This window comes from Streptomyces sp. NPDC002566, assembly GCF_042889585.1.
Taxonomy (GTDB): Bacteria; Actinomycetota; Actinomycetes; order Streptomycetales; family Streptomycetaceae; genus Streptomyces.
In genome coordinates, this window is record NZ_JBIARD010000002.1 from 1,227,336 (window position 1) to 1,251,582 (window position 24,247).

Below are 24,247 nucleotides of genomic sequence, written 5' to 3' on the forward strand. Positions count from 1 at the left end.
TGAGGGAAGCATTCTCGGGTGCCGCGCTGAGCGGATCAGAGCGCGCGGCATCTCCTCCTCAGGGATGAGATTCAGCCGCTTTGTCACTACGGAGGCGCGCCGCCTGTACGCCGCACTTCCTGACGGTTCGTCAGTATTGAATGTTGGCGGTCCTGAGGCTACGTTCCGCGACACCGCAGCCAAGCCCGAGTCGCCGGACACGAAGAGGTGGTCGTATGGCCGAAGTCAGCGCGGAGGCCCGTATCGAGGCGCCGGCCGAGAAGGTGTGGGCCCGGCTCACGGACTGGTCGGGGTACGGGGAGTGGAACGCGACCCACACCAGCTTCCCCGAGGGCGGCCCGAACACCCTTGAGGTGGGCGCGACCTTCCAGGAGAACATGAAGCTGATGGGCTTCCCGGCCGAGGTGGAGTGGACGGTGGCGGAGCTGACGCCGGCCCGGGTGCTGGCCATTCGCGGCAAGGGCCCGATGGCGGTGAACGTCGCCACGCGTTACACCCTCACTCCCGACGGCGACGCGACGACGGTCCGCATCGACGGCGAGTTCACGGGCGCCGCCGTGTCGATCATGGCGGGCAGACTCAAGGACTCGGGGACGGCGGCGCTGAACGAGTCCCTGCGCAAGCTCGCCGGACTGGTGAGCTGAGCAGGCCCGCCGAGGCGGGGGACACGAGGGCGCCCCACGGCGTATCGCACGGGGCGCCGCGGGGCACCCTCAGCCCTCGTCCCGACCCCCGTCAATCCTCGTCGGCGAGGATGAGATACAGCTTCTTGCGGGCCTCGTTGACGACGGCGAGCGCCTTGTCGCGCTGTTCCTTGCTGCCGGTCTTCCAGACCTGCCCGAAGGCCTCCATCAGCCCGAAGCCGGCCTGCCGGATCTCACCGAGCGCCTCCCAGTCGACCCCGCGGGAGGCTTCCTCCCAGGGTGCGTCGGGCCCTTCCTCCGCCGCCGCGCGGCCGGCGTCGGTGAGCGAGAACAGCTTCTTGCCGCCCTCCGACTCACTGCTGATCAGCCCCTCGTCCTCCAGCAGTTGCAGGGTGGGGTACACCGAGCCGGGGCTCGGCTTCCAGGCGCCGCCGCTGCGCTCGGCGATCTCCTGGATCATCTCGTAGCCGTGCATGGCCCGCTCCTTGAGCAACGCCAGGATCGAGGCCCGCACATCCCCCCGCCGTGCCCTGCCCCTGGGCCCACCACGCCCGCGCCCGCCCCAGGGGCCCGGCCCGAACCCGGGCCCGAAACCCCCGGGCCCCCCAGGCCCGAACGGCCCGAACGCCGCACGCCGCCCCTCGAACCCACCACGCCCCCGCCGAAAGCCTTCGTCCCGCCCATGACCTCGCTCGAACCCGTGCGAACGCATCGCCACCACTCCATCCATTCCATCGTTGATCTGTCGTGATGCTTCGACGATATATCGGTAACGTTCGCATGACAAGACCTCGGACGCATGCGCGGGTGACCTGGCTCAGGGAAGTTCGACCGGTCTCACTGAACTTTGACCACTGGCTGTTTCGTCTCATCGGAGTTTGACCGGCGTTGGCGATAGGCCTTCTGCAGCAGCGTTGTGAGCACGTCCGGCGTTGTTTCTGGCAAGGCCCTGGTGGCAGCGGTCCCAGTTCGTGGGACAGACCGAGCTGGGTGATTGCGATGGTCTTTCCGGTGCCGGCGGGGCCGGAGACGATCAGCCCCCGGCGGGCACTGATCGCGTGCCGGTTGAGCACGACCAGGCGGCGGCCGGTGGCGACGGTGTGCCGGACGGCGGAGGTGGCGACCACCAGCAGACGGCCGTGGTGATCGAGACGGGCTTCGTCGAAGGCGGCCCGGCCCGCCTCGCCGAGCGCGTCGTATTGGGCATCGTCGAGCCGGGGCGGCGGGGGCGGTGGCCCGTCGACGAAGCGGCGCCTCCGTCGATCGTGGTCAGGTGCCGCTGGGAGTCCTGGGACAGAGCGGGTGATGCCGTCATGGGCGTTTCCAGGGGTCTTCGAGCGGGTCGAACAGTCCGAGCGGGATCACCTCGGCCATCGAGTCCTCGCCCTGGTCAGCTTCGTCCTCGGGCTCTGCCTGAGCACCGGCAACGGATGCCGGAGTGAGGGAGCCTGCGGCTTTCGTGCGGGCGGCCACCCGCCGGTCGCGCTTGCCGGGCTGGGGGTCCTGCTCGGTCTGCGGGCCGCCGTGAGCCCGGGTGAGCAGGACGGCGACCGCGTCGGCGATCTCCGCCTCGGTGGCGCGGGGCAGTTGGTGGCTGACGTGGTCCCAGGCCAGGTCGCCGAAGGGGACCGGTGCCCGGTTCAGGTGTTTCCAGGTGGCCGGGACCCACTCGTTGTCACCGCGGTGGTTGCGGACCCAGATCCGGGAGACGTCGTAGGGGTCATGGTGGACTTCCCAGAGGCCGCGTTTGGCCTGGACACCGGAGTCCTGACAGCGCATCGGCCCCAGTTCCGGGCTGTCGTAGGTGCGGTTCTTGATCCGGATGCCGTACTCGTTGACCATCCGCCATCCCGCGGGCAGGAGTTCGACGTAGTCGTCGCCGCTGAGGGCGATCGGGACGTAGCCGCAGGCCTCGACCAGGGTGGCGTACTTCGCGTTCGGGGGTGAACAGCCGACCCGGGTGGGACGGGTCGCGCAGACCGTCGTGCTTGCGGTTCTGCCACTTGGCGACGATCCACTCGTCCAGGAGTTCCTGCAGCTCGAGCAGGGACCACAGGCGTTCGTGCTCCAGGTGGCGTCCGCGGTGGTCGGTGTTGCGGCCGGTGTAGCCGGGCAGGAACTGGGCGAACAGCGTGGCCACCGAGCGCAGCATCTTCTCGATGTGGCCCTTCTCGAACCCCGAACCCTTGTGCGTCGGCTGGAACTCGATCTCCAGGAAGCGGCAGGAGGAGCGGAAGTTCCGCGAGATGAACACGCTTCCGTGGTCGCAGACGATCATCTCCGGGACGATCACCGGCCGGGCCGCGGCGTGTTCCAGCTGTTCGTCCAGCGCCAGCAGGCGGCGGTGGGGCAGCACCGACCGGGACATGCTCAGCGCGTCCTTCCAGCCCGGCCGCATCAACTCGGGAGTCACGGTGCGGGCCAGCAGCACGCTGGCGTCCACGGACTTCGTGGTCGGACGCAGCACCGCCGCGGTCAGCGTCCGGGTGGCGACATCGACCATGGCGGTGAGCTCGACTTTGCCCGTGACGCCGTTGTCGAGCAGGACCAGCACGTCCAGCGGGGTGGAGTCGATCTGCATGATCTCGCCCGGCGCGAAGACCGGCAGCTGACCGTGGGGGGTCTTGGCGCCGTGGGCCTTGGAACGGCGGGTTGTGGCCGACCCGGTGGTGTGGGTGCCCGCGGTCAGTTTCGCCGGCAGCCGGTAGAGCGTCGCGCGGGACGGAATCTTCGCCGCCCGGCCTTCCGGGGTCGTCCGGAGGATCTCTGCGACTCTCCAGAGGAGGAAGGTCCCCGTGCGGGTCGAGGCGTCGACGGCCTCATCGACCGCCTGCCGCATCGCATCGACCACCGCCTCGTCGACCTCGCCGAACTGGGGTGTCTTGCGCATCGGCCGGTGGTCAGCGAGGCCGATCACCCCCTGTTCCTGGTAGTGGCGCCGGCGGTGGGCGACCGTGCTGGGCGTCACCGGGTGCCCGGCCCCCGGCGCCGGCCGCCAGTTCAGCGGCCTCGGCCCGCTGGCGTGCGGTCAGTGACCGATCCGGCCCGTATTCGGGCCGCGGCGTCGTGCCGGGCTCCACTCCCGGCGGCAGACCATGGAGCACCTCCAGGATGTGGCCCTCCCACCACAAGGCCTTCTCCATCACCGCTTCGGGAAAGGTCTCCAGCAGGGAAGCCGGCGGCAGCGGCATCCGCATCGGTATGTCCACGACCTCGAAGTGGTCAGCGTCGAACAGCTCCAGCAACGGGACAGCGCGATACGGCTCCTCCTCGTCGGCCAAGGTCAGGGCCACTGCCGAGACGGCAAGCACCGCGCGGATCTGTCCGTTGAACCGGACCCGGTCCCCGACCGCGATCCGAGGCGGACGCTTCAGCCGGCCCACGGCTTCCTCCTCGCGGCGCTGACCGGGCTCTCCGTTCCCAGCAGTCCGGACTCCAGATCCGTCACAAGCCGCCCGGACCACAGCAGGTGGAACAGCACCGGCAGGACTTGCAGACGGTCACCGACCCGCTCGGCTCCGGCCCACAACGGCAACGGCTCCGCGAACACCTCCAGCAGCCCGGCCGCGACGTCCGCCGGCCGTCCGGAGCGGTCACTGCGTCGCGATCGACGAGAGCGGCCACCGGCTGCTGTCCCGGCGCGTCGCCAACGACGAGGCCGAACTCCTCGAACTCCTCACCGACGTCCTGGCCCTGGGCGAGGAAGTGACTTGGGGAATCGACCTGGCCGACGGCGGAGCCGCCCTGGCCATCGCGATCCTCCTCAACCACGACCAGCCGGTGCACTACATCTCCGGCCGGGCCATCCACCGCGCCTCCGAGAGCTACCGCGGCGAAGGCAAGACCGACGCGAAGGACGCCGCTGTCATCGCCGACCAGGTCCGCATCCGCCGCGACCTGCACCCATCACGCGCCGGCGACGAGACCGTCATCGACCTCAAGATCCTCACTGGCCGGCGCATAGACCTGGTCGCCGACCGCACCCGCACCGTCAACCGGCTTCGCGCCCAGCTGACCGGTATCTTCCCCGACCTGGAACGGGTCCTCGACCTCACCAACACCGGGCCGCTCGTCCTTCTTTCCGGCTACGGGACACCGGCCGCCACTCGCAGGCTCGGCGTCAAACGGCTGGAGACCTGGCTCCGCAATCGCCACGTCGTCCGCTCCGACCGGCTCGCCGAAATCGTCGTACAGGCTGCCGAGCGCCAGCACACCAGCCTGCCCGGAGAGGAGCTGACCGCGTAACCGTCTTTGGAACCCCGGCCCGCCTCGCCGGCTTTGACGGCGTCGCACCGGTCCCTTCCGACTCCGGCAAGATCAGTGGCAACCTGCGCCGCCCGCAGCGATACAACCGCCGCCTACAACGCGTCTTCTACACCTCGGCGTTGTTCAGCATCCGCCACTGCGAGGAATCCCGGCGCTTCTACGATCGCAAACGCGCCGAGGGCAAGCGGCACACGCAAGCCGTCCTGGCTCTCGCTCGCCGCCGCGTCAACGTCCTCTGGGCCCTTCTGCGCGACGGACGGCGCTACGAGCCAGCTCCGCCGGCAAGGGCTGCCGCATAGGAAGGGACGCGACATGCTGCGCGCGGCCAGTTGGCCTGACCGACCCCGTCAGACCAGGCAAAACTCGTTACCTTCCGGGTCTGCCATCACCACGTGATCCGGCCTGCCCTGCAACTCTTCCTCGCGGACCACGGTCGCGCCCGCAGTGGTCAACCGCTCCACCGCCTCGACCACGCGCGGCCAGCGCACCTCCCACGGGGTTTCACGGCCGCCACCGACCTGCACGTCGATATGCAGCCGGTTCTTCGCCACCTTCGGCTCCGGCACCTTCAGGAAGGACAAGGCGGGGCCCACGCCGTCCGGATCTGACAGGTATGCCCCGTCATCCCACTCGTCCTCCGGAACCTCATGATGCGAGAACCACTCCTCCCAGCTCCCGAACCCTGCGGGCGCGGGCTTCTCCGCGTAGCCCAACGCCAGCGCCCAGAACGCGGCCAGTTTCCCCGGGTACGCGCAGTCGATCGTCAAGCTCCACTTTGTCGCCATGAGCCCTCCCCAGTCGGATGAACGGACTGTACCGCGCACCTCCGACACCTCCTGCCCGCTACCTCAAGCGTGCGCCGCGGCTTGACGAACGGCATTAGGAATCACTGAGACGAGTCAGCGGGGTGTCCCGTGGACCGGGCCGCGTAGCATCGCCTGTGTGCCTCGCCATGCGAAGAAGCCCCGTCGGCTGGTCGCCGACGGGCGCGTGTACATGTGGACGATGCGCCACAGCCACCGAAGGGGCCACGACGGGCGGCCCATGGGCTGCCTCCAGACCCTCACCCTCTCCCCTCAACCTGCCGGCACCGGCGGGCCGCTGCGCGTCGTCTTCGCCGAGGGGCCCGGCCGGTACGTGCCGGGCGGGGCCCCCTTGGGCTCCGGGGACGTGGGCTTCACCCAGGGCGCAGGCCTGAACCTGCACGAGCCGGGTGCCGTCCGGGCACTGCTCGACGTGGCGCTGGCCCGCGGGTGGCGACCGGAGGAGCGGCGAGCGGTGGAGGTCGACGGCTGGCTCCTGCTGGAGGCGGCAGCCGCCGCGCAATCCGGAGCAGCCGGCCGCGAAGGCCCCTAGCCACGCCGCGTTCTACTGCCGGCATGCCGCTGTTACCGCTGGACCTCGACAACACCCTGGTCGTCAGAGCGCCGGGAGTGAGCGGAAATCTCGGTTGATACGGACCCTGGCGTGTGAATACTGGCTGTCATCTCAGTTGTTCAGGTCTGCTTCCTGCGTCTCGGACCGAACCGGCGGAAGGGCCTGTGCGCATGACCATGCACGATGACCAGGTGGACGTGACCACCGACATCGTTGCGACCTTGATCCGAGAACAGTTCCCTCAGTGGAGCGGCACGGAAGTCCGACCCGTGCCGTCGACGGGGACGGTCAACGCCATCTTCCGTATCGGGAAAGACCTTTCGGCGCGTTTCCCCCTGCGTCCGGTCGATGCAGCTGACGCACTGGCGGTTCTGGAGCGGGAAGCCGAGGCGAGTGCGGAGCTGGCTCGGGTGTCCCGGTTCCCCGTCCCGGAACCCGTCGCTTTGGGGAAGCCCGGAGCGGGATACCCCATGCCGTGGTCGGTCCAGACCTGGCTGCCGGGAACGGTCGCTTTCGATGCCGACCCGAGTGGGTCGAATGCTTTCGCCGAGGACCTCGCGGCCTTCATCGCGGCCCTGCGGAGCACTGAGACGCGTGGGCGGCTTTTCGACGGCGACAACCGGGGCGGCGTACTCGCCCACCACGACGACTGGATGGCGCAGTGCTTCGAGGAGAGCGAGGGGCTGCTCGACGTGCCCCGGCTCCGCCGATTGTGGAGCAGTTTCCGGGAGTTGCCGCGAACTGGTGCCGACGTGATGAGCCATGGTGACCTGATCCCCGGCAATGTACTGGTCGCGGAGGGCCGGCTCGCCGGCGTACTCGACACCGGCGGCTTCGGCCCCGCCGACCCCGCGCTGGATCTGATCAGCGCCTGGCACCTGTTGCAGCCGGGCCCGCGGGAAGTATTCCGACGGACACTGGCCTGCGACGACCTGGAGTGGGAGCGCGGCAAGGCCTGGGCGTTCGAACAGTCGATGGGCGCCGTCTGGTACTACACCGAGAGCAACCCGACGATGAGCAGCATGGGCCGTCGGACCCTCGGCCGCATACTGGAGTCGACGCGGTGAACCGGTGAGGCACCGGCTGCGCTGCCTCTGGGACGACGAAACCGTCTGGTTCTGCTTCGAGTTGGCCACCGATGAGAGGGTGCGGCGCCTCGTGGTGTCACACGTCGCCCAGGAACCCCGGGTCAGCCGGTCCCATGCTGCGAGCGAAGTCCGCGGCGACTCCCAGGACTTGGCGCATCGGTACGGGACGTCGGCTTGTCGCCGTGAGGTCGGCGTGGGCCTCCTTCGACCACAGGAACGGGTAGACGGCGATGCCCTCCGTCGAGGACAGAGCCGCGGCTTCCTCGCGCCAGCCGGGCCAACGCAGGCCGTCGTAGAACGTCTCCAACTGGCCCGAGAGAAGCCAGAAGAACCAGCCGGAGTGGCCCATCTCCATCGCTTCCCACGCCAGGGTGTCGGGAGCGAAGTACGTCATCTGTCCGGGCGCCCCCGGCCGGCCCGCAGCCGCGGGATCACTGCCGTTCAGCGCGAAGACCCCGCCCACGGCGTCATGACCGACGACGAGACCGGTCCCGGGATGCCATGCCGGATCGAAGTCGGCGGGGAAACGGTTGACCTGCGCCAGACTCGGGAGTCCTCCGTCTCGGGCCGAGCCGCCGCCGAACACGCGCACCCACCCGTCGTCCAGGAGCAGTCCGCCGGTGTGCAGCGCCAGAGCTCCCAGCACCGAGCGTGCGGTGACCTGCATCTGCAGGAGGCCCCGCCGGCCGTCTTCGCCGTCGGCGGGCAGTATCTGAACCGGCACGGTGCTCGCACCGAGCGCTTCCTCGAGTTCCGGCCACGCCGGGTCGTCCACGTGGACCAGCTCGTCGATCTCTCGCATCCGAGGATGCTCGCATCCTCGCCCCGGCGTCTCACCCGGAGGGTGGGTTCATCCGTCGAGCGGGACGCGGTAGACCGTGGAGTTCCTGGGGCGGAAACCGAGGCGTTCGTAGAGGCGGTTCGCCGCCGGGCGGTCGGGGCGGGAGGTGAGGTCGACCGTTCTGGCGCCCGCTTCACGGGCGATGCGCAGGGCCTCCTGGGTGAGGAGGGCGGCGACTCCCCGGCCTCGCGCCTCGGCGTCGACGATCACGTCCTCGACGCGTGCCCGCACACCGGACGGCAGTGGCAGCAGCACCAGCGTCAAGGTGCCGACGATGCTCCCGGACTCCCGGGCCACGAGCACCGTGTTGGCATCGCACGTCACCATCCGCTCGACCGCCTCACCGTCGAGCGGCTTCGCCGTCGAGGACAGCTGCGGCAGCAACCGGCCGAAGGCGTCGACGAGTTCGGGACTCGCCTGCCTGACGATGTCCACACGGATGTCCAAGCGGCTGTCCATGTGAGGAGACTATCCGCCGTCCGCGCGGCCGGGACCTCTAGGGTTCGGGAATGATCTCCCACAGCTATCTCACCGAACTGTTCTCGCTGGACGGGCGGGTCGCCGTAGTGACCGGAGGCAGTTCCGGCATCGGCCGGGCCATCGCCGGCGCCCTCGCGCGGGCGGGAGCGAGCGTGGTGGTCGTGGCCCGCCGGGAGCCCGAACTCGTGGCCACAGTCGATGAGTTGACGGCCGAGGGCTGCCGGGCGGCCTGGGTGAGCGGCGACCTCGCCGACCGCGACGGGGTGCGCGCGGCGGCGGATCGTGCGGTGGAGCCGTTCGGCGAGCCCGACATCCTCGTCAACTCCGCCGGCATCAACCTGCGGCCGCCGATGGGCGAACTCGACGACGAAGTGTGGGACGCCACCATGGCCGTGAACCTGGAGGCGCCGTTTCTGCTGGGCCGGCGCTTCGGGCCCGGCATGGCCGAGCGCGGTTACGGTCGGATCATCCACGTCTCGTCCCAGCAGGCGCACCGGGCCTTCGTCCAGAGCGGCGCCTACGGGGTGTCCAAGGGGGCCCTGGAATCGCTGGCCCGGTCGCAGGCCGAGGCCTGGTCGCCGTACGGAGTCACCTGCAACACGTTGGTGCCGGGCTTCGTCATGACCCCGTTGAACGCGCGCTTGTCGTCCGACCCGGAGCGGGTCGCGGCGCTCGCCGCGCGCACGCTGGTGGGGCGCAACGGGCTGGCGGAGGACTTCGCGGGAGCGGCCGTGTTCCTGGCCGGATCGGGCTCCGCGTACGTCACCGGGCAGTCGGTCTTCGTGGACGGCGGCTTCTCCGTCCACTGAGCCCGCCGTCCCGGTGACGTCCGTCGGACGCCCGGTGCCGGTCGTCGCAGGCGGCGCGGGCGCGGGCGGGTGCGGGCGTGCAGGCCGCGCGGGCCGCGCGGGCCGCCATTCAGGCCGCACGGGCCGTGCCTACGCCGCCTGCGGGACGAACGGGTGGATCTCGTCGCCCCCCGCCTGCACCACGCCGTAGGTGCTCTCGGGCACCTCCTGCCAGGCCCCGGGCAGACCGCCCAGGGGCTCCGACACGATCAGACGGGTCTCGTCGGACACTTCGCGGAGGAACTCCACGTCCGGGTGGAGGGCGCGCAGCGTGTCCACCCGAGTGCTGTAGAAGAGGGTGCGTGACGCCTTCTGGCTGGAGTAGCGGAAGGCCCACAGCCGCTCCCCGTCGGTCACGGCGACCGTCATCTGCAGCGGGAACTCCACCCCGTGGTCACGACCGGTCCGCTCGACGAAGTCCGCCATCCGGGCGACCCCGGCCGGCGGATCCTTCTCCAGGCCGAAGGTGAGCGCCAGGAAGAACATCATCTCGGAGTCGGTCGAGCCCTCGATGTCGAGGAACAGGCCCGGGTCGACGGCCAGGGCCAGTTCGCGCCGCATCCGGTGGAACTCGGCGATCGCCCCGTTGTGCATCCACATCCAGCGGCCGTGGCGGAACGGGTGACAGTTGGTCTCCTGCACCGCGGTGCCGGTGGAGGCGCGGATGTGGGCGAAGAAGAGCGGCGAGCACACGTGCCCCGAGATCTCCCGCAGGTTGCGGTTGTTCCACGCCGGGCCGACCTCCCGGACGATCGCAGGGGTGTCGACGTGTCGCTCGTACCAGCCGATGCCGAAGCCGTCGCCATTGGTCGTCTCGACGCCCATGCGGGCGTGCAGACTCTGGTCGATCAGCGAGTGCTGGGGTTTGTAGAGGATGGTGTCGAGCAGGACGGGGGTGCCCGAGTAGGCGAGCCACCGGCACATGGTCCGTCACCCGTTGCCCGGCGCGCCGAACGCGCCCGACTCGTCGCGGCCGCCCACGCACAGCGCCCAGATGACGAACCCGGAGAACGCGATCATCACGACGGACCAGACCGGGTAGTACGGCAGGGACAGGAAGTTGGCGATGATGATGAGCCCGGCGATGGTGATGCCGGCGACTCGGGCCCACATGCTTACCTGGAAGAGGCCCATGCTGACGACGACCGCGATCGCGCCCAGGATCAGGTGGGTCCAGCCCCAGCCGGTGAGGTCGAACTGGAAGACGTAGTTCCCTGTCGCGACGAAGACGTCGTCCTCGGCGATCCCCATGATGCCGCGGAAGATGCTCAGGACTCCCGCGAGCATGAGCAGGACGGCGGCGAAAACCGTCATGCCCTGGGCCCACTGCTTCTTGGCCGACGTCGTGTGCCGGGTGTGTGTGGTCATGCCGGTGCCTCGATTCGGTGACGGTCGTGCGGATCGGTGCAGGTCTGTCTCGATCAGCGGTCGGTCTCGACCGGTGATCGGTGCAGGTCCGTTCTGTGCCGGTGGGTCTTCGGTCAGTTGTGTGAACCGCTCAGGACCAGCTGCTTGGCCTTGCGGAACTCCTCGTCCGTGATGTCGCCGCGCGCACGGATCTCGGAGAGCCGGGCGAGCTCGTCGACGCTGCTCGTGCCCGCGTCGGCGCCCTTGGCCGTCTCGCGGATGTAGCTGTCGAACGCCTGCTGCTGGGCGCGGGCCTGCTCCGCCTCACGGCGGCCCATGTTCTTGCCGCGGGCGATCACGTAGACGAACACGCCGAGGAACGGCAGAAGGATCGTGAAGATCAGCCAGCCGGCCTTGGCGCCGCCGCTCAGCTTGTCGTCGCGGAAGATGTCCATGACGACCCGGAAGAGCAGCACGAACCACATGATCCACAGGAAGAACACCAGCATGGTCCAGAAGGCGCTCAGCAGTGGATAGTCGTAGGCGAGGTACGTCTGCGCACTCATGTCCGTTCTCCGTTCCGGGCCTCGGCCCGTACGCGGGCGGGGCCCCCATGCGGGGTGCGTCTGGTTCTCAGCGTGCGCACGGCAAGCGACGGCCGCCTCACCCGGGACGGGTGATGATGCACGCCGCCTGCGGCGCGCCGGGGTGGGGGCGGGTGCGGTTCGGCGCCGCGCGCCTGGGCGTGGTGGGGTTCCGGGGCCCCCGGCGCGGCGCGGCAGGCCACGGTGCGCTCCGGCAGCCGGGCCCCTGAGTCGGCGGGCGCGGTGTGCCGGCTTCGGCAGGCGGGCGGTTTGCGACCGCCGGCCCGGTCGGGCACCTGAGCCGGCAGGAGGGGCATGCCGGGGCCGGCGGGCAGCCTTGCAGGCGGGCGGTTCGCGACCGCCGCTCGGCGCGGACAGCATGCCGGACGGCGGTTCCCCAGGCCGCACCTCGCCGAGCGGCAGCACGCCGACCGGTGCCTGGCAGCCGACGCCTTTGGGTCGGAGGTGAGGCGGTGCAGCCTCTCGAGGGCAGATCGAACGGTGGGTCGTGTCGAGGTGCCGAGGTGACGGGGCCGTCACGGTCGAGCAGGCCCCAGGACGACACGGTGCTGGGGAGCCCGGACAGCGGCGCTCCCGGCAGGAGCAGGCAGTCCGCAGCGCGGCCGTGCGGCGGCGTGCCGCGCAGCGGCAGGCAGGAACGCAGGGGCCAGCCGGAAGCTGCACGCCGGGCGAGGCACAAGCGGGCCAGGCTCCGGACGGGCAGAGCGCAGGCAGGTCGAGCACGCGGCGCGCGCTCACGCCGACCCCGGCGAACCGCGTCACCCCGTAGCGCCCGACCGGCGTACGGCAGCGCGCCACGCGAAGGCGATCACGACCTCGACCAGCCCGAACAGAACGAGCCACAGGCCGAGCAGCCGGGTCAGTGCCCGGGCCGACTCGGTGGGCAGCGCCAGTACGACGACGCCCGCGACGACGGCGAGCGCGGCGGCACCGATGACGATGCCGCGGTGGGGCAAATTCTTGGCGGCGACGGCCCTGAAGAGCGTGACGATGCCCGACACCAGCCAGACCGCGCCCACGATCAGCGACAGCGCGGCGATGGTCTGCAACGGATTGCGCAGACACAGCACCCCGCCGAGCACGTACAGCACGGCGAGGAGAAGCCCCGGCAGCCGTTCGCCGTGATCGTCCGGCGCGAAGGCCCCGACGAACCGGAACACACCCACCGCCAGAAGGTAGAGCCCGATGAGGACGCCCAGGATGTGGAGGGTCTCTTCCGGCCAGACGAGGACGATGACGCCCGGCACGAGCGTGGCGATCGCGGAACCGAGGATCCACAGCCACGAGCGCCCGAGGACGGCCAGAAACTGAGCGGGATCCCCCGCAGCCCCTCCCCCGGCGCCCCACACCTCACCGCCCGCCCCCATCGCGCCCGTCCTCGCCGCCCCGGATGCCTCGGCCCCCGCTGCCCCCGGCGGCGCCCCTTGCGACCCTCCGACGGGGACCCCGCCGGTCGGGTACTGCGGGGCCGGTTCACGGGGCTCGGTCATGGCTCCTCCTCGCGTGGGCGGCGAGTGTTCATGCACCCCGGCGGGGCGCTGTGCGGCGGTGACCTGTGCCAAGCCAGCGTCCCGCCCGCCGTTCGCCGCCGGGTCACCCGCCGCGGGTGATCCGCGCGCGGCCCGGCGGCGGTGAGGTGGAGGCCCGGGGACGCGTCCAGGAGGTTGTAGTCATGGCCCTACCGAGTGTGTTCACCACCTCTCTGGCACCGGACGAGCGAGCCGCGTACGGCAGGAACGCCCGCGCGCGGGCGCCGCGCTCGTGCCACGGCTGGTTCGAGGCGCAACCGGACCGGCCCGACCCCGTCGAGGTGATAGAGCGTCAGTCGGCCTCCCGCGTAACGGAGTTGGTCCCGGTGCGCTACGGCCGCATGCTCGAGTCCCCGTTCCGTTTCTACCGCGGCGCCGCGTCGATCATGGCGACGGACCTGGGACCGGTGCCGAACACCGGACTGACCGTTCAGCTCTGCGGAGACGCCCACCTCCTCAACTTCCGGTTGCTGGCCTCACCCGAGCGGCATCTCGTCTTCGACATCAACGACTTCGACGAGACCCACAGCGGCCCCTTCGAGTGGGACGTCAAGCGGCTGGCCGCGAGCTTCGTGATCGCCGCCCGGGCCAACGGCTTCTCCGAGGCGGAGCAGAACGCCGCGGTACACACGTGCGTGAAGGCGTACCGGCAGCGGATGCGGGAGTTCGCCGGCATGCGCACCCTGGACATCTGGTACGCGCAGGACGACGCCAACCGGATACGCGAGCTGCTGGAGTCGTCGATGGACCGGAAGGCCAAGCGGCGCACCGCCGAGGCGACGGCGCGCGCCCGGACACGCACCTATCTCCAGGCGTACGAGAAGCTCACCCGGGTGACCGCCGAGGGCCGGCGCATCACCCCGGACCCGCCGCTGATCACCCCTCTGCGGGATCTGACGAGCGACCCCGCCGAGGAGGAGAAGAACCTGCTGGCCGTGCTGGACGGGTACGCGCGGACGCTGTCGTCGGAGCGCCGCCACCTGCTGCGCCGCTACCACCTGGTCGACGTTGCCCGCAAGGTGGTCGGCGTCGGCAGTGTCGGCACCCGCTGCTGGATCGTGCTGATGCTCGGCCGCGACGAGGAGGACCCGCTGCTGCTGCAGGCGAAGGAGGCGCAGGAGTCGGTCCTCGCCGCCCACACGAGCGGTGAGCGGTACGACAACCAGGGCCGCCGGGTGGTGTCGGGGCAGCGGCTGATCCAGACGTCCAGCGACATCTTCCTGGGCTGGACCAGCGCCGCGGGCCTGGACGGACAGGACCGGGACTTCTACGTACGGCAGCTGCGGGACTGGAAGGGCATCGCCCGGCCGGAGACGATGGACCCGGGCCTGCTCCGGCTGTTCGCGCGGTTGTGCGGGTCCTGTCTGGCACGGGCCCACGCCCGGTCCGGCGACCCGATCGCGATCGCCGCCTACCTGGGCGGCAGCGACCGTTTCGACCGGGCCCTCGCCGGGTTCGGCCAGGCCTACGCGGACCAGAACGACCGGGACTTCGAGGCGCTGGGAGCCGCTGTCAGCGCCGGCAGGGTACGCGCCGAGAGCCTCTGAGACACCGGAGACACCGGAGACACCGGAGACACCGGAGACACCGGCGGGGACCCTGCTCGCGCACGTGCTCGCGTACGGAAAGACCCTGCGCGCACGCCGACCCGCCGCGAGGCGCAAGCCCCCGCCGCCGCGCCGCCGAGCGCATGCGCATGCGCATGCCGACCAGCCGCGAGCCCCGACCGGTGCTGGGCAGCCCACCCGACCGCCGGGCCGCCGGGCCCTCGCCAGGCCGCACCGAGCCCGGCCCCCCGCCAGGCCGCACCGAGCCCGCCAGGAGGCGCAGGCCGAGCCCGCCGTCAGTCCGCCCAGAACCGCCCGCCGTCAGTCCGCCCAGATCCGCCGCTTGAGTCCCCGTGCCCGCCCGGCCGCTCCGGCCACTCCGGAAGCCCCCTTGCCCAAAGCCTCAGCCCCCAGCCGCCCCGCCGGAGGCACCCTCACCCCCCCGACTCCGGCAGCTGCCGCATCTCCAGCACCCTCAGCCCGAGCGACTGGCAGCGGGCGAGCAGCCCGTACAGGTGCGCTTCGTCGATCACGTGACCGAACAGGACCGTCTGACCGGACATCACCACATGGTCCAGCTCCGGGAAGGCCCTGGTCAGCGTCTCGGACATATGTCCGTCGACGCGGATCTCATAGCGCATCTGCTGCTCCCCCGGATGGCGTGGGACAGGCGAACTGCGCCCTTACCCTGCGATGGTCCGCCAGAATGGGCCGGCGGGACTTCACCCCGTACAGGTGATTGGCCGCCGCGCCCGGCACCTCAGTGCGTCACGATCAGCTTGAACGCGATGATCAGCAGTCCGAGCAGCAGGTTGACCGACGCGGAGAGGGCCACCATGCGCCACGGCGCTCCGGCTCGACGGGCCGCCGCCGACGACCAGCCCACCTGCCCGGCCACGGCCACGGAGAGCGCCAGCCAAAGCGTGCCCGGCAGGCCGAGGCCCAGCAGCGGGCTGACGGCCACGGCGACGGCCGGCGGCACCGCGGCCTTGACGATGGGCCACTCCTCGCGGCACACCCGCAGCACGACGTGCGGTCCGGGGTTCCGCTGGGCCAGGCGCGCCCCGAACAGCTGGGCGTGGACGTGCGCGACCCAGAAGGACAGACCGGTGAGCAGGAGCAGGAGCACGAGTTCCAGGCGGGGGAACGATCCCAGGCTGCCCGCCCCGACGATCACCGAGGCGGCCAGCATGGATCCGTACACGCCGCCCGTGTAGTCGGCGTGAGCCCGGCGTTCGACGCGGCGCGCCCGCGCCGTGGCGGGTCCGGCCTCGGTCATACCGGCCTCCTTGGGGTCGGCGGAGCAGGAACACCCGATCGGTGGCCCCGGTCACCGTGCCGCGGCGGAACGGTCACGGGCGGCCGGTCCCCGGGTCGGCAGGTGCGAGGTGACGAGGAAGCTCGCCAGGGTGATGCCGCCGGCCGCGAGGATCGCCGCCTTGAGGCCGTCGAGCTGCGCGGCGGCGTAGGAGTCGGCGACGGCTTCCACCTCGGCCGGGGGCAGCCCGGCCCGCTCGGCGGCCGAGCGGACCTGCTCGGTCGGCACGAAGCTGATGCCGGCCTCCAGGGCGACGCCGGTCTGCCTGCGGGCCTCCTCCGACAGGCGCGGGTCGTCCTCCACGTGGGCGGTGAAGGCGTGGGCCAGGGCGCCGATGAGTATCGATCCGATGAGCGCGGTGCCCAGGGCCGAGCCCAGGTTCTGCGCGGTGAACTGCAGCCCGCCGACCTCGCTGCGTTCCGCTTCGCCGACGCTGGACTGGACGACGTTCCCGAGCTGCGAGGCGAGCAGTCCCATGCCCAGCCCCAGCAGGGCCATCGCCCAGGCGAACTGCGCGTCGTCGACGGCCGGTTCGATGGTGGCCAGCAGCCAGACGATGGCCGCGGTCAGCACGGTCAGGGCGAGCCGGACCACCGCCCGCGGCCCCACCATCCGCCCGAGCGGGGCGGCGCCCAGGGAGGCCGCCAGCATCGTCACGGACACCGGCAGCAGCCGCAGGCCCGTCTCGAAGGCGTCGAAGCCCTGCACCACCTGGAGGTAGAGGGGGATGGTGAAGAACAGTCCGAGGAGGATGAGGTTCTGGCTCAGCAGGGCCATCAGGCCGGAGCGCAGCGCGGGCCGGCGCAGCAGCGGGAGGTGGACGAGGGGGTCCGTGCCCTGGGCTTCCCGCCGCCGTTCCCAGCGTACGAAGCCGGCCAGGACGGCCACGCCGGCGCCGATGACGAACAGGGTGGGGGCGAAGCCCAGGACGGTGAAGGGCGGGTTGCGGGGCTCCACCCAGCCCCAGGTGCTGCTCTGCAGGACGCCGAGCACGCCGAGGGCGAGCCCCGCGGCCGACAGCGCGGCCCCTACGCCGTCCAGCCGGGGGTGCGTCCCGGCCCGGGGCGTCTCCGTGATCGCCCGGCGGAAGCACAGGACGACGAGGACGACGACGACCTCCCCCGCGAAGACCAGCCGCCAGGTGAGGTACGTCGTCACCCAGCCGCCGAGCAGCGGTCCGACGGCGATCCCCGCACCGGCGAGGCCGCCGATGACTCCGTAGGCGACGGCCCTGTCCCTGCCCCGGTAGGACTCGGCGACGAGGGCCGCCATCGCCGGCAGGACCAGGGCGGCGCCGAGCCCTTCGATGACCGACCAGCCCAGGGCGAGGACCCACAGGGTCGGCGCGACGGCGGTCAGGGCCGAGCCCGTGGCGTAGACGCCGAGGCCGAGGAGGAAGACGCGCCGGCGTCCGAGGACGTCTCCGAAGCGACCCCCGATGATCATGAAGGCCGCCATGACCAGCGCGTACAGCGTGATGACGGCCTGGATGGCGGTCACCTCGGTGTCGAAGTCCTCCACCAGCTGGCTGATGGAGACGTTCATGACGGAGGTGTCCAGGACCATCAGGAACTGTGCCGTGCCCAGGACGATCAGTGCCCGCCAGTGCTTCACGTCGCCCACCTCGCCGAGTCGGCCCGGGACGCCGGAAGAGGTGGCGTCCGGCAGCGACCGCCACCAACCGGCTGCCACCTCCATCGCAGCTCAGAGGCCCGCCCGGCGCCTCACCCGCCACGGGCGAGCCTGCCGCCGCGCGGCCATGTCCACGGGCCGGCGGAACCGTGAACAGGTCATGGCAACCGCAGCTCGCGTGCCGGGTGCACCGAGTCGGCAGTCAACCACGATCGGCCCTGGGGAGAATCTGGGGAGTTTCGGCTGGCAGGCCGATCCGGCGCGTCGTTCGTAGCGGATGCGCAGTCGTTTGAACTGGTGCAGCCAGGCGAAGGCGCGTTCGACAACCCAGCGCACTTTGCCCAAGCCGGAACCGCGGGCTACGCCGCGTCGGGCGATCATTGGTTTGATGCCGCGCTTCCACAGCAGGCGGCGGTACTCGTCGAAGTCGTAGTCCCGGTCGGCGTACAGACGCCGGGGTTTGCGGCGGGGGCGTCCCCGGAGTCCCCGAATCGATGGGATGGCATCCATCAGTGGCAGGAGCTGGGTGACGTCGTGACGGTTGCCGCCCGTGAGCGTATTGGCGAGCGGGGTTCCGTGACGGTCGACGATCAGGTGGTGCTTGGAGCCGGGACGGGCGCGGTCAACGGGTGAGGGGCCGACAAGGTCCCCCCTTTGAGGGCCCGGATGTGCGATCCGTCCACGGAGCAGTCGTCCAGTTCCACCAGGCCCCCGCGGCGAAGCTCGGTCAGCAACGCGGCGTGCAGGCGCGGCCAGACGCCGGCCTCGGTCCAGTCCCGCAGTCGGCGCCAGGCCGTCGCACCGGAGCACCCCACGGACTCCGTCGGAACATCGCGCCAGGCGACACCGGTTCGCAGCACGTACATCACGCCAGCGAGTGCCACTCGATCGGGAACGCGCAGGCGCCCGAGGTGGCGACGCCGCCGTTCGGGAGTGGGGGGCAGCAGCGGGACCACGCGATCCCACAGATCGTCCGGAACAAGATCAGCACGCATCCGGGCACCCTGCCCACCGGGACCGTCAACGGCAAGACCTGCAGCTCTACTTGGCCCAGAAAGTGTCTGGTCGTGAGGTGGCGGGCACGAACCGGATCAGGATAGCGACGGCGGAACCCAGACGTGATGACGCAGGATCATACGTGTGGCGACCCGGGATGGAGTCAGTCGCATCGCCGTATTCCGCAAGGGGACGGCCAGTGGGTGAGAAAGCTGTTGGCCCATTCTGCCGGCCTGCCGGGCAGCCCGTACGACGGCCTGGCTGCGGGGCCGGCGCTCGGCGTCGTAGCGGGCGAGCGCGGCCTCAACGGTGGACTCGGTGGCGAGGGCGGCGGCGAGGGTGACCGCGTCCTCCAGTGCCTGGCAGGCACCCTGTCCGAGGTTGGGGGTCATCGCATGGGCCGCGTCGCCGAGCAGCGTGATCCGACCGACAGCGTATGAGGGGATCGGCGTGCGCAGTTCGTTCACGTCGTGATGCAATACGGCCTCGGGCCGGGTCGCGTCGAGCAGGGCGGGGATCGGGTCGTGCCAGGTGTGGAACCGTCGGCGCAGTTCGGCCAGCGGGTCGGCGAACCGCGTGCCGGCGGGGTGGCTGAGGACTGCGTGCCACTCGGCCCGCCCGTCCCGGAAGGCGATGTGCCCGAATTCCGCGCCGCGGCCCCAGGTCAGCTCGAAGTCGGTCCGCAGATCGACCGCGTGCTCGGTGATGGCACGCAGTACCGTCGAGCCGCTGTAGACCGGGCCGGGATGGTCTGGGAAGAGACGGCTGCGAATTTTGCTGCCGATGCCGTCGGCCGCGACCACCAGATCGGCGTTCAGGACCGTGGTGGCGCAGTCGACTTGAACCGCCCCAGGGCCGGTCTGCTCGACCCCGGCCGCCTCCGAGCCGGTCACCAGTGATTCGGCGGGCAGGGCGTCGCGGAGGAGTCGGTGCAGGGCGGAGCGGGGGATGCCCATGATCGGTGTGCCCACCGCCTTCTCCAGCGTCGAGCCGTCCATCCGGGCCAGCCAGCCGCCCCGGGGCGTCCGGGTGCCGCCGCTGTACTGGCCTCGCGATGCTTCCCGAACCGCGTCGCCGACCCCGAGTTCGTCCAGTGCCCGCAGGCCGTTGGCGGCCAGTGAGATGCCTGCCCCCGCGTCCTCAAGCATGGACGTGCGCTCGAGGACCGTCACGTCCCATCCGATGCGGTCCAGGCCGATCGCGGCAGCCAGCCCGCCGATGCCCCCTCCGACCACCACTGCCGTGTTCCCCATGCCGACGCCCCCTTCTTCTACATCTGTAGAAGCGCACCTTATCCCGAGTCTCTACGGGTGTAGAAAGGGGCCATGGCTTCGGATCGGCGCACTCTTCTGGCAGACGCGGCTCTCGACGTGCTCGTCGACGAAGGGATACGCGGCCTGACCCACCGCGCGGTCGATCGGAAATCCGCCATGCCGCCCGGCACCACCTCAGCCTATTTCCGCACCCGTGCCGCGCTGCTGACCGGACTCGTAACCCGCCTGGTCCACCTCGACCAGGCGGAACTTCAAACGATGACCGAAGAGCTTCCCCCCCTGCGTACCGTCGAGGAGCTGGTGGACGGCATGGTGCTGCTCACTCGACAGCGACTCACCGGCGAGGGCCGCCGACGCTCGCTCGCCCGCCATGCCTGCGCCGTCGAGAGCGTGCGCGACCCTGAGCTGCGGGAGATCCTGGTGCCTCGCGAGAACGCCGGCCGCGAGGCCGTCCGGCTGTTCCTCACCACGCACGGCGTCACGGACGTCGAGAACCGCACTCACACTCTGCTGACCTGCATCGACGGACTGGTCTTCGACCGACTGGTGAACGGCGGCGAAGTACCGCGCGAGGCTCTCGACGGTCTGGTCGCCGCCGCGCTGCGTTAGGACCCAGGCGTCCACGGTCCTACTCGAACCGGCCGACAGCCTCAGCTGCCTCCACCGCCTGCGGACCTCATTCTGTCGATGACCTTCCGCCACTCGGCGCACTGGTCGTCATCGGCATACGGACCCGCCCCTCGGTGAGAAGCCGTTCGACCAACTCGGTCGCCTTGGCTGGTCGCGCACGAGCGACGGGCCGTTCGGCATAAGGCACGGAGCTACGCGTGAGCCGCCTGCTGACCCATCCCACCAGACGCCGGAGCCCCCACGAGGACTCGCGGGGGCTCCGGCGTCCAACTGTATTGCCGTCAATCAGGCAAGAGTGCCTGCTGGCGTCGCAGCCTGAGCTACGACCTTACGAGACGTCGACAATCACATCCGGCCGGAAACCGGCATCAGAATGAATCTGTGGATCAATACTCCTGAATTGCTCCAAGATGTAACCGCAGAGCTCTTGATATTCGGCGTATGGATCGACCATCTCATCGACTTTCCCGTCCCGCCACGCCTGAAGCTCGGCTTCTCCGGCACGCTTCTGCTCCTCAGCAAGCAAGGGGACTACCCAATGCCATCGCCAAGAGCACCGCACACCGGACCTGCAGCGGTGGTACTTCTTGTCCTCGTCCAATGCGAGACGCACCGTCGGCTGTGGGTGCAGCTCAACCTCGGCCCGCGATGTAGTCGAACGCACCGAGCGTTCCCGCGTTGACCTCGCCCTGCAGTTCGTCGAGTTGACCGCGTTCGGCAAGCAGCGTGATGAGGGCATGAGCACAGAAGCCGTCTCCGGCGTCGGCTCGGACACGGAGTTGCTCTGTTCGGCCCTCTGCAGCAAGGATCTCGGCCAGGGGGAATGCCGCGAACTCATCACCTTCCTTGATGCGGGCTTCAAGCAAAGTGATCGCGTCATCTACCTTTCCAGAGGCGCTCAGAAGACTCGCAAGCCTGAAAATGGCCGACTGGTCCCTGGTGCGCGTTTGAAGCAGCGCGATTGCCTCGTCGACACGGCCGTCCGATGCCAGTAGATCACACAGGCTGAGGAATGCGCTCCGCTCGCCGTTCGCGGCATGGTGCCGAAGTAGCTCAACAGCCTCGTTGGTGCTGCCTTGCTCGGCAAGGAGCGGGGCCAGGTGCATCGCAACGGTGGCATCGTCACCGGCCAGAGACCTGAGTATTTCCACTGCTGGCCCCCGCTCGTTACGCGCGACAAGGAGCTCCGCCAGTTTGATCGCGGCGTTGTTGTCACCGGTTTCGGCTCTTGCGTAGAGATCTTCACTGCGGCCGTGGTCGGCAAGCCAGGTCACGAGCACGGCTGCGGAACCGTGATCACCGGCTTGGGCGCGAGCCGAAAGGTCATCGATTCTGCCCTGTTCGGCGAGGAGTTCGGCAAGGTGCACGGATGCGGACCAGTCGCCCTTGTCGATCCGGGCTTGAAGGTCTGCCTCACGCTTTTGCTCCTTGAGAAGCATGGTCAGGTCGAAGGCGGCTTGGGTCCGGTAGGCGTCGCGGCGATTGGCCCAGGTCAAGAGAAGCGCTTCGGCCTTGTCGGGCTGTCCGTTCGACTTGTACAGATGGGCCAGCCAGAGAGAAATGCCCGGTTCGCCGAGCTCGGCGAACGGACGAAGGAGGGCGATGGCGTCATCGAACCGCCTCAGCTTTGCCAGCAGCTCTGCATGCAGTTCTACAAGGAGTTGGACCTGCTCCGGTGGGACAACTTCCGCGGCCAGGCGATAGAACGCCTCGGCGTGATCAGGAAAGCCGCGGACGTCTGCGTTGCGAGCAAGATTGAGTCTGTCGTCGGGATGATGATGACGGACGAGTGCCTGCCATGCTTCTGCTGGAAGCGCCTCGGTACGGCGTTCGCGACGGGCGTGTTGGTCAAGGAAGTCAGCGGGTGTGTAGCCGGAGATCACGCCCATTCCGGCGGACGTCGGACTGAGGCAGGCGGCGGCGCCCTGCACTTCGGTCATGGCGTACGCCAGGGCATGGTCAAGCCAGCCATCCGGTGCTTTGGCCTGCTGCGCCTCGGTGAGGTAGGTGGGCGCTGCGGCTTCAAGGAAGCCACCGGTGGCGGGACGCCGCGCGCCGACGCGGCGGGCATCGAGGGCGGCGGTTATCACGGCCTTGCCATAGCAGTCGGCGGCTTTCCACCGCTGGATGAGCGCGGGTCCGGCGGCGAGGATCTGGGTAAAGCCGGCGTCCTTCGCATCCAGCGCGATACGGATGCGCTGGTCGGTGGAGGCGAGGGTTTGGCCGCGGCGTTGTTCGGCTGGGCTGAGCCTGTCGGGTACCTGGATTATGCAGGCGAGGCGGAGCACGTCGCGGTCGTTGGCGTAGGAGTCAGGCTGGCCGGCCGGGGCGCGCGGGGTTCGTAGGCTGTGCTCGTCGTCCCACATTGTCGCGACCACAATTGTGCGGGCAGTGATGAGCTGCCGTACAACGCCGGCCGGGAGCCCGGTGGGGTGGTTGAGGTAGTCCTGCAGCTCGTCCATCCACAGCACTGTCCGTGGTGTCGGGGCCTGGGCATGAGTGACGACGGATGCAGCGTCGGCGGGATGCAGCAGCCACCACTCCGGCAGAGTCATGCGGAGCACCTCGTACAGCGCTCTGGTCTTGCCGACCGACGACCCGCCCGTGAGGAGTACGAAGCCGCCCTCCGCCGCGGCCGCCGCGAGGGCGGTGCGCAGCTCGGCGTCGAGGTCCCGCGGCACGTACGGCGGCAGCTCGTCGGCCACGCCATCGACGCGGATCGCAGCGTGCACGCCCAGCAGCCGCGGCCGAGCCTCGCGCACCCGCACTGCCCCGGCCGGCCCACGCGAACTGCTGTTGGCCACCTGTTCCCATGCCGCCAGCCAGGGCCCCTGCGCGGCAGGGGCCAGTCCACACGCGGTCAGGAACTTCTCCACGGTCAGCCGGGTGGGCACGGACTTGCCGCTGAGCAAGTTGCTCACTGTTGACTGTGGCAGGACTGGCGATCTGCCTTTGCGCCGGTCCGGGTTGATGGCCTTGTCGAGATCCGCATACGAACGTGAACCCTTCAGCCGTCGAAACGCTCCAACGAGTTCCTCGAGGGTGTGGACCGTCGCTGGATCGACCGGTTCCGCCGCATCGGCTGCCGACGCGTCCCTGCTCACCCAGCACCCCCCTGTTCGGCGGGCTTCCACTGAACACCACCGAACCAGCGTAGAGGGCCGCCCATTTCCGCACAGGCCGTCCTGGTCATCCCGCCGATGTGCCGCAGAGCCCGTTCGGCTTTCTTCCAACCCCGTGCCGAACAGCGCGACCAGCGGCTTCTCTTGGACCGTTCAAGGGAGTACCGGCCGGCTCCTCCCCGCCCAATCCGAGACCGGAGCAGATGATGACACCTCGATCACAGAAGACCTGGCGGGAAAAGATCACTGTCGCGGCCATCACCGGCTTCATGGTCGGAGCCGCCCGAGCCGTCGTCGGCAAGATCCTCGAACACCTGACGTCCAGCTGACCAGCATCTCTTGCGCGCGGGCCCGGCCAAATCGGTCGGGCCCGCAACTCGCGTACTACGCCGAACTGAACGGTGGCCCGCTGGACGGCCTGTTGCGCGAGCTCAGCGGCTGGTCCCCGACGAGGTCGAGACCGGCGTCTCGAAAGCTCCACCGAAGAGGACTGAACAGGTCCAGTTTCGTCGGTGAAGCCACTCGCGGGTGATCCGAGCGATCGACCGGTCATCACAGCTGTGCCACGTGTCCCGTCTTGGGTGAGGTGGCGTTTAGCAGACGCATGAGGCGCCGACCGCATCATGCGCGCCAGCGGAGCCGTGGGGGGGGGGGGGGGCGCCCCGGCGCCCCCGCGCGGGGGGGGGGGGGCCCCGGTGAGCGC

General features: G+C 70.0%; 23 protein-coding genes and 2 pseudogenes. 8 read left to right on the plus strand and 17 right to left on the minus strand.

Annotated features, from left to right (window positions below):
- Positions 1–215: 215 nt before the first annotated feature.
- The gene (locus ACFYXA_RS12495; RefSeq protein WP_389031470.1) at positions 216–644 is read left to right on the plus strand and encodes an SRPBCC family protein; all 429 of its coding nucleotides are present in this window, start codon (positions 216–218) and stop codon (positions 642–644) included.
- A 91-nt stretch (positions 645–735) separates the two neighbouring features.
- On the opposite strand, the gene ACFYXA_RS12500 is transcribed toward ACFYXA_RS12495, so the two are convergent.
- From ACFYXA_RS12500 to ACFYXA_RS12515, 4 genes are all read right to left on the minus strand, one after another.
- Positions 736–1,356 (minus strand): PadR family transcriptional regulator, encoded by a 621-nt coding sequence (locus ACFYXA_RS12500; protein ID WP_351338775.1) that lies wholly within the window; start codon positions 1,354–1,356, stop codon positions 736–738.
- A 599-nt stretch (positions 1,357–1,955) separates the two neighbouring features.
- Positions 1,956–2,468 (minus strand): hypothetical protein, encoded by a 513-nt coding sequence (locus tag ACFYXA_RS12505; RefSeq protein ID WP_389031723.1) that lies wholly within the window; start codon positions 2,466–2,468, stop codon positions 1,956–1,958.
- Positions 2,365–3,534 (minus strand): hypothetical protein, encoded by a 1,170-nt coding sequence (locus ACFYXA_RS12510; protein WP_389031473.1) that lies wholly within the window; start codon positions 3,532–3,534, stop codon positions 2,365–2,367. The genes ACFYXA_RS12505 and ACFYXA_RS12510 overlap by 104 nt, the downstream gene beginning before the upstream one ends.
- Before the next feature lie 10 nt (positions 3,535–3,544).
- On the minus strand, positions 3,545–4,027 hold the full coding sequence (locus ACFYXA_RS12515) for a hypothetical protein (protein ID WP_389031476.1): 483 nt from the start codon (positions 4,025–4,027) through the stop codon (positions 3,545–3,547).
- Between the two features lie 223 nt (positions 4,028–4,250).
- Between ACFYXA_RS12515 and ACFYXA_RS12520 the strand changes: the two are divergent.
- Positions 4,251–5,209: pseudogene (locus ACFYXA_RS12520) on the plus strand (transposase).
- 48 nt (positions 5,210–5,257) lie between these two features.
- Here the strand turns inward: ACFYXA_RS12520 and ACFYXA_RS12525 are convergent.
- Positions 5,258–5,695, minus strand: a complete 438-nt coding sequence (locus tag ACFYXA_RS12525) for a VOC family protein (RefSeq protein WP_389031479.1) — start codon at positions 5,693–5,695, stop codon at positions 5,258–5,260.
- Positions 5,696–5,852: 157 nt separating this feature from the next.
- Between ACFYXA_RS12525 and ACFYXA_RS12530 the strand changes: the two genes are divergently transcribed.
- Together ACFYXA_RS12530 and ACFYXA_RS12535 are read left to right on the plus strand one after the other, a co-directional pair.
- Positions 5,853–6,266 (plus strand): hypothetical protein, encoded by a 414-nt coding sequence (locus tag ACFYXA_RS12530; RefSeq protein WP_389031482.1) that lies wholly within the window; start codon positions 5,853–5,855, stop codon positions 6,264–6,266.
- Positions 6,267–6,457: 191 nt separating this feature from the next.
- The gene (locus tag ACFYXA_RS12535; RefSeq protein WP_389031485.1) at positions 6,458–7,354 is read left to right on the plus strand and encodes an aminoglycoside phosphotransferase family protein; all 897 of its coding nucleotides are present in this window, start codon (positions 6,458–6,460) and stop codon (positions 7,352–7,354) included.
- A 97-nt stretch (positions 7,355–7,451) separates the two neighbouring features.
- Here ACFYXA_RS12535 and ACFYXA_RS12540 read toward each other — a convergent pair whose 3' ends face one another.
- On the minus strand, positions 7,452–8,177 hold the full coding sequence (locus ACFYXA_RS12540; RefSeq protein ID WP_389031488.1) for a DUF2625 domain-containing protein: 726 nt from the start codon (positions 8,175–8,177) through the stop codon (positions 7,452–7,454).
- A gap of 48 nt (positions 8,178–8,225) precedes the next feature.
- Entirely contained in the window at positions 8,226–8,675 is a 450-nt protein-coding gene (locus ACFYXA_RS12545) for a GNAT family N-acetyltransferase (RefSeq protein ID WP_352253102.1), read from the minus strand.
- Between the two features lie 50 nt (positions 8,676–8,725).
- On the opposite strand from ACFYXA_RS12545, the gene ACFYXA_RS12550 reads away from it, so the two are divergent.
- Complete coding sequence (locus tag ACFYXA_RS12550; RefSeq protein WP_389031491.1) at positions 8,726–9,505, plus strand: SDR family NAD(P)-dependent oxidoreductase; 780 nt, start codon at positions 8,726–8,728, stop codon at positions 9,503–9,505.
- Between the two features lie 129 nt (positions 9,506–9,634).
- Here ACFYXA_RS12550 and ACFYXA_RS12555 read toward each other — a convergent pair whose 3' ends face one another.
- The 4 genes from ACFYXA_RS12555 to ACFYXA_RS12570 form a co-directional block, all read right to left on the minus strand.
- Positions 9,635–10,468, minus strand: a complete 834-nt coding sequence (locus ACFYXA_RS12555; protein WP_389031494.1) for a class II glutamine amidotransferase — start codon at positions 10,466–10,468, stop codon at positions 9,635–9,637.
- A 6-nt stretch (positions 10,469–10,474) separates the two neighbouring features.
- Complete coding sequence (locus tag ACFYXA_RS12560; RefSeq protein WP_352253108.1) at positions 10,475–10,912, minus strand: hypothetical protein; 438 nt, start codon at positions 10,910–10,912, stop codon at positions 10,475–10,477.
- Positions 10,913–11,025: 113 nt separating this feature from the next.
- Complete coding sequence (locus ACFYXA_RS12565) at positions 11,026–11,457, minus strand: SHOCT domain-containing protein (RefSeq protein WP_352253110.1); 432 nt, start codon at positions 11,455–11,457, stop codon at positions 11,026–11,028.
- Positions 11,458–12,254: 797 nt separating this feature from the next.
- On the minus strand, positions 12,255–12,986 hold the full coding sequence (locus ACFYXA_RS12570) for an HdeD family acid-resistance protein (RefSeq protein WP_389031499.1): 732 nt from the start codon (positions 12,984–12,986) through the stop codon (positions 12,255–12,257).
- A gap of 182 nt (positions 12,987–13,168) precedes the next feature.
- Between ACFYXA_RS12570 and ACFYXA_RS12575 the strand changes: the two genes are divergently transcribed.
- Positions 13,169–14,572 (plus strand): DUF2252 domain-containing protein, encoded by a 1,404-nt coding sequence (locus ACFYXA_RS12575; RefSeq protein ID WP_389031502.1) that lies wholly within the window; start codon positions 13,169–13,171, stop codon positions 14,570–14,572.
- Between the two features lie 434 nt (positions 14,573–15,006).
- Here the strand turns inward: ACFYXA_RS12575 and ACFYXA_RS12580 are convergent, their stop codons facing one another.
- The 5 genes and pseudogenes from ACFYXA_RS12580 to ACFYXA_RS12600 form a co-directional block, all read right to left on the minus strand.
- On the minus strand, positions 15,007–15,213 hold the full coding sequence (locus ACFYXA_RS12580) for a hypothetical protein (protein ID WP_352253114.1): 207 nt from the start codon (positions 15,211–15,213) through the stop codon (positions 15,007–15,009).
- Between the two features lie 119 nt (positions 15,214–15,332).
- A complete protein-coding gene (locus ACFYXA_RS12585) occupies positions 15,333–15,851 on the minus strand; it encodes a hypothetical protein (protein ID WP_389031506.1) in 519 nt (172 codons plus the stop codon).
- A gap of 51 nt (positions 15,852–15,902) precedes the next feature.
- Positions 15,903–17,504: an MFS transporter gene (locus tag ACFYXA_RS12590; RefSeq protein ID WP_389031726.1), complete on the minus strand. Its 1,602-nt coding sequence runs from the start codon at positions 17,502–17,504 to the stop codon at positions 15,903–15,905.
- 276 nt (positions 17,505–17,780) lie between these two features.
- A pseudogene (locus ACFYXA_RS12595) lies at positions 17,781–18,517 on the minus strand (IS5 family transposase); the annotation flags it as partial.
- A gap of 96 nt (positions 18,518–18,613) precedes the next feature.
- Positions 18,614–19,771 carry an FAD-dependent monooxygenase gene (locus ACFYXA_RS12600; RefSeq protein ID WP_389031509.1) on the minus strand — a complete coding sequence of 386 codons (1,158 nt, stop codon included), beginning with the start codon at positions 19,769–19,771 and terminating at the stop codon, positions 18,614–18,616.
- 72 nt (positions 19,772–19,843) lie between these two features.
- On the opposite strand from ACFYXA_RS12600, the gene ACFYXA_RS12605 reads away from it, so the two are divergent.
- Positions 19,844–20,401, plus strand: a complete 558-nt coding sequence (locus ACFYXA_RS12605; protein ID WP_389031512.1) for a TetR/AcrR family transcriptional regulator — start codon at positions 19,844–19,846, stop codon at positions 20,399–20,401.
- 653 nt (positions 20,402–21,054) lie between these two features.
- Here the strand turns inward: ACFYXA_RS12605 and ACFYXA_RS12610 are convergent.
- Positions 21,055–23,526 (minus strand): hypothetical protein, encoded by a 2,472-nt coding sequence (locus ACFYXA_RS12610; protein WP_389031515.1) that lies wholly within the window; start codon positions 23,524–23,526, stop codon positions 21,055–21,057.
- A gap of 224 nt (positions 23,527–23,750) precedes the next feature.
- Here ACFYXA_RS12610 and ACFYXA_RS12615 point away from each other — a divergent pair, with 224 nt between their 5' ends.
- On the plus strand, positions 23,751–23,873 hold the full coding sequence (locus ACFYXA_RS12615) for a hypothetical protein (protein WP_389031518.1): 123 nt from the start codon (positions 23,751–23,753) through the stop codon (positions 23,871–23,873).
- Positions 23,874–24,247 lie beyond the last annotated feature (374 nt).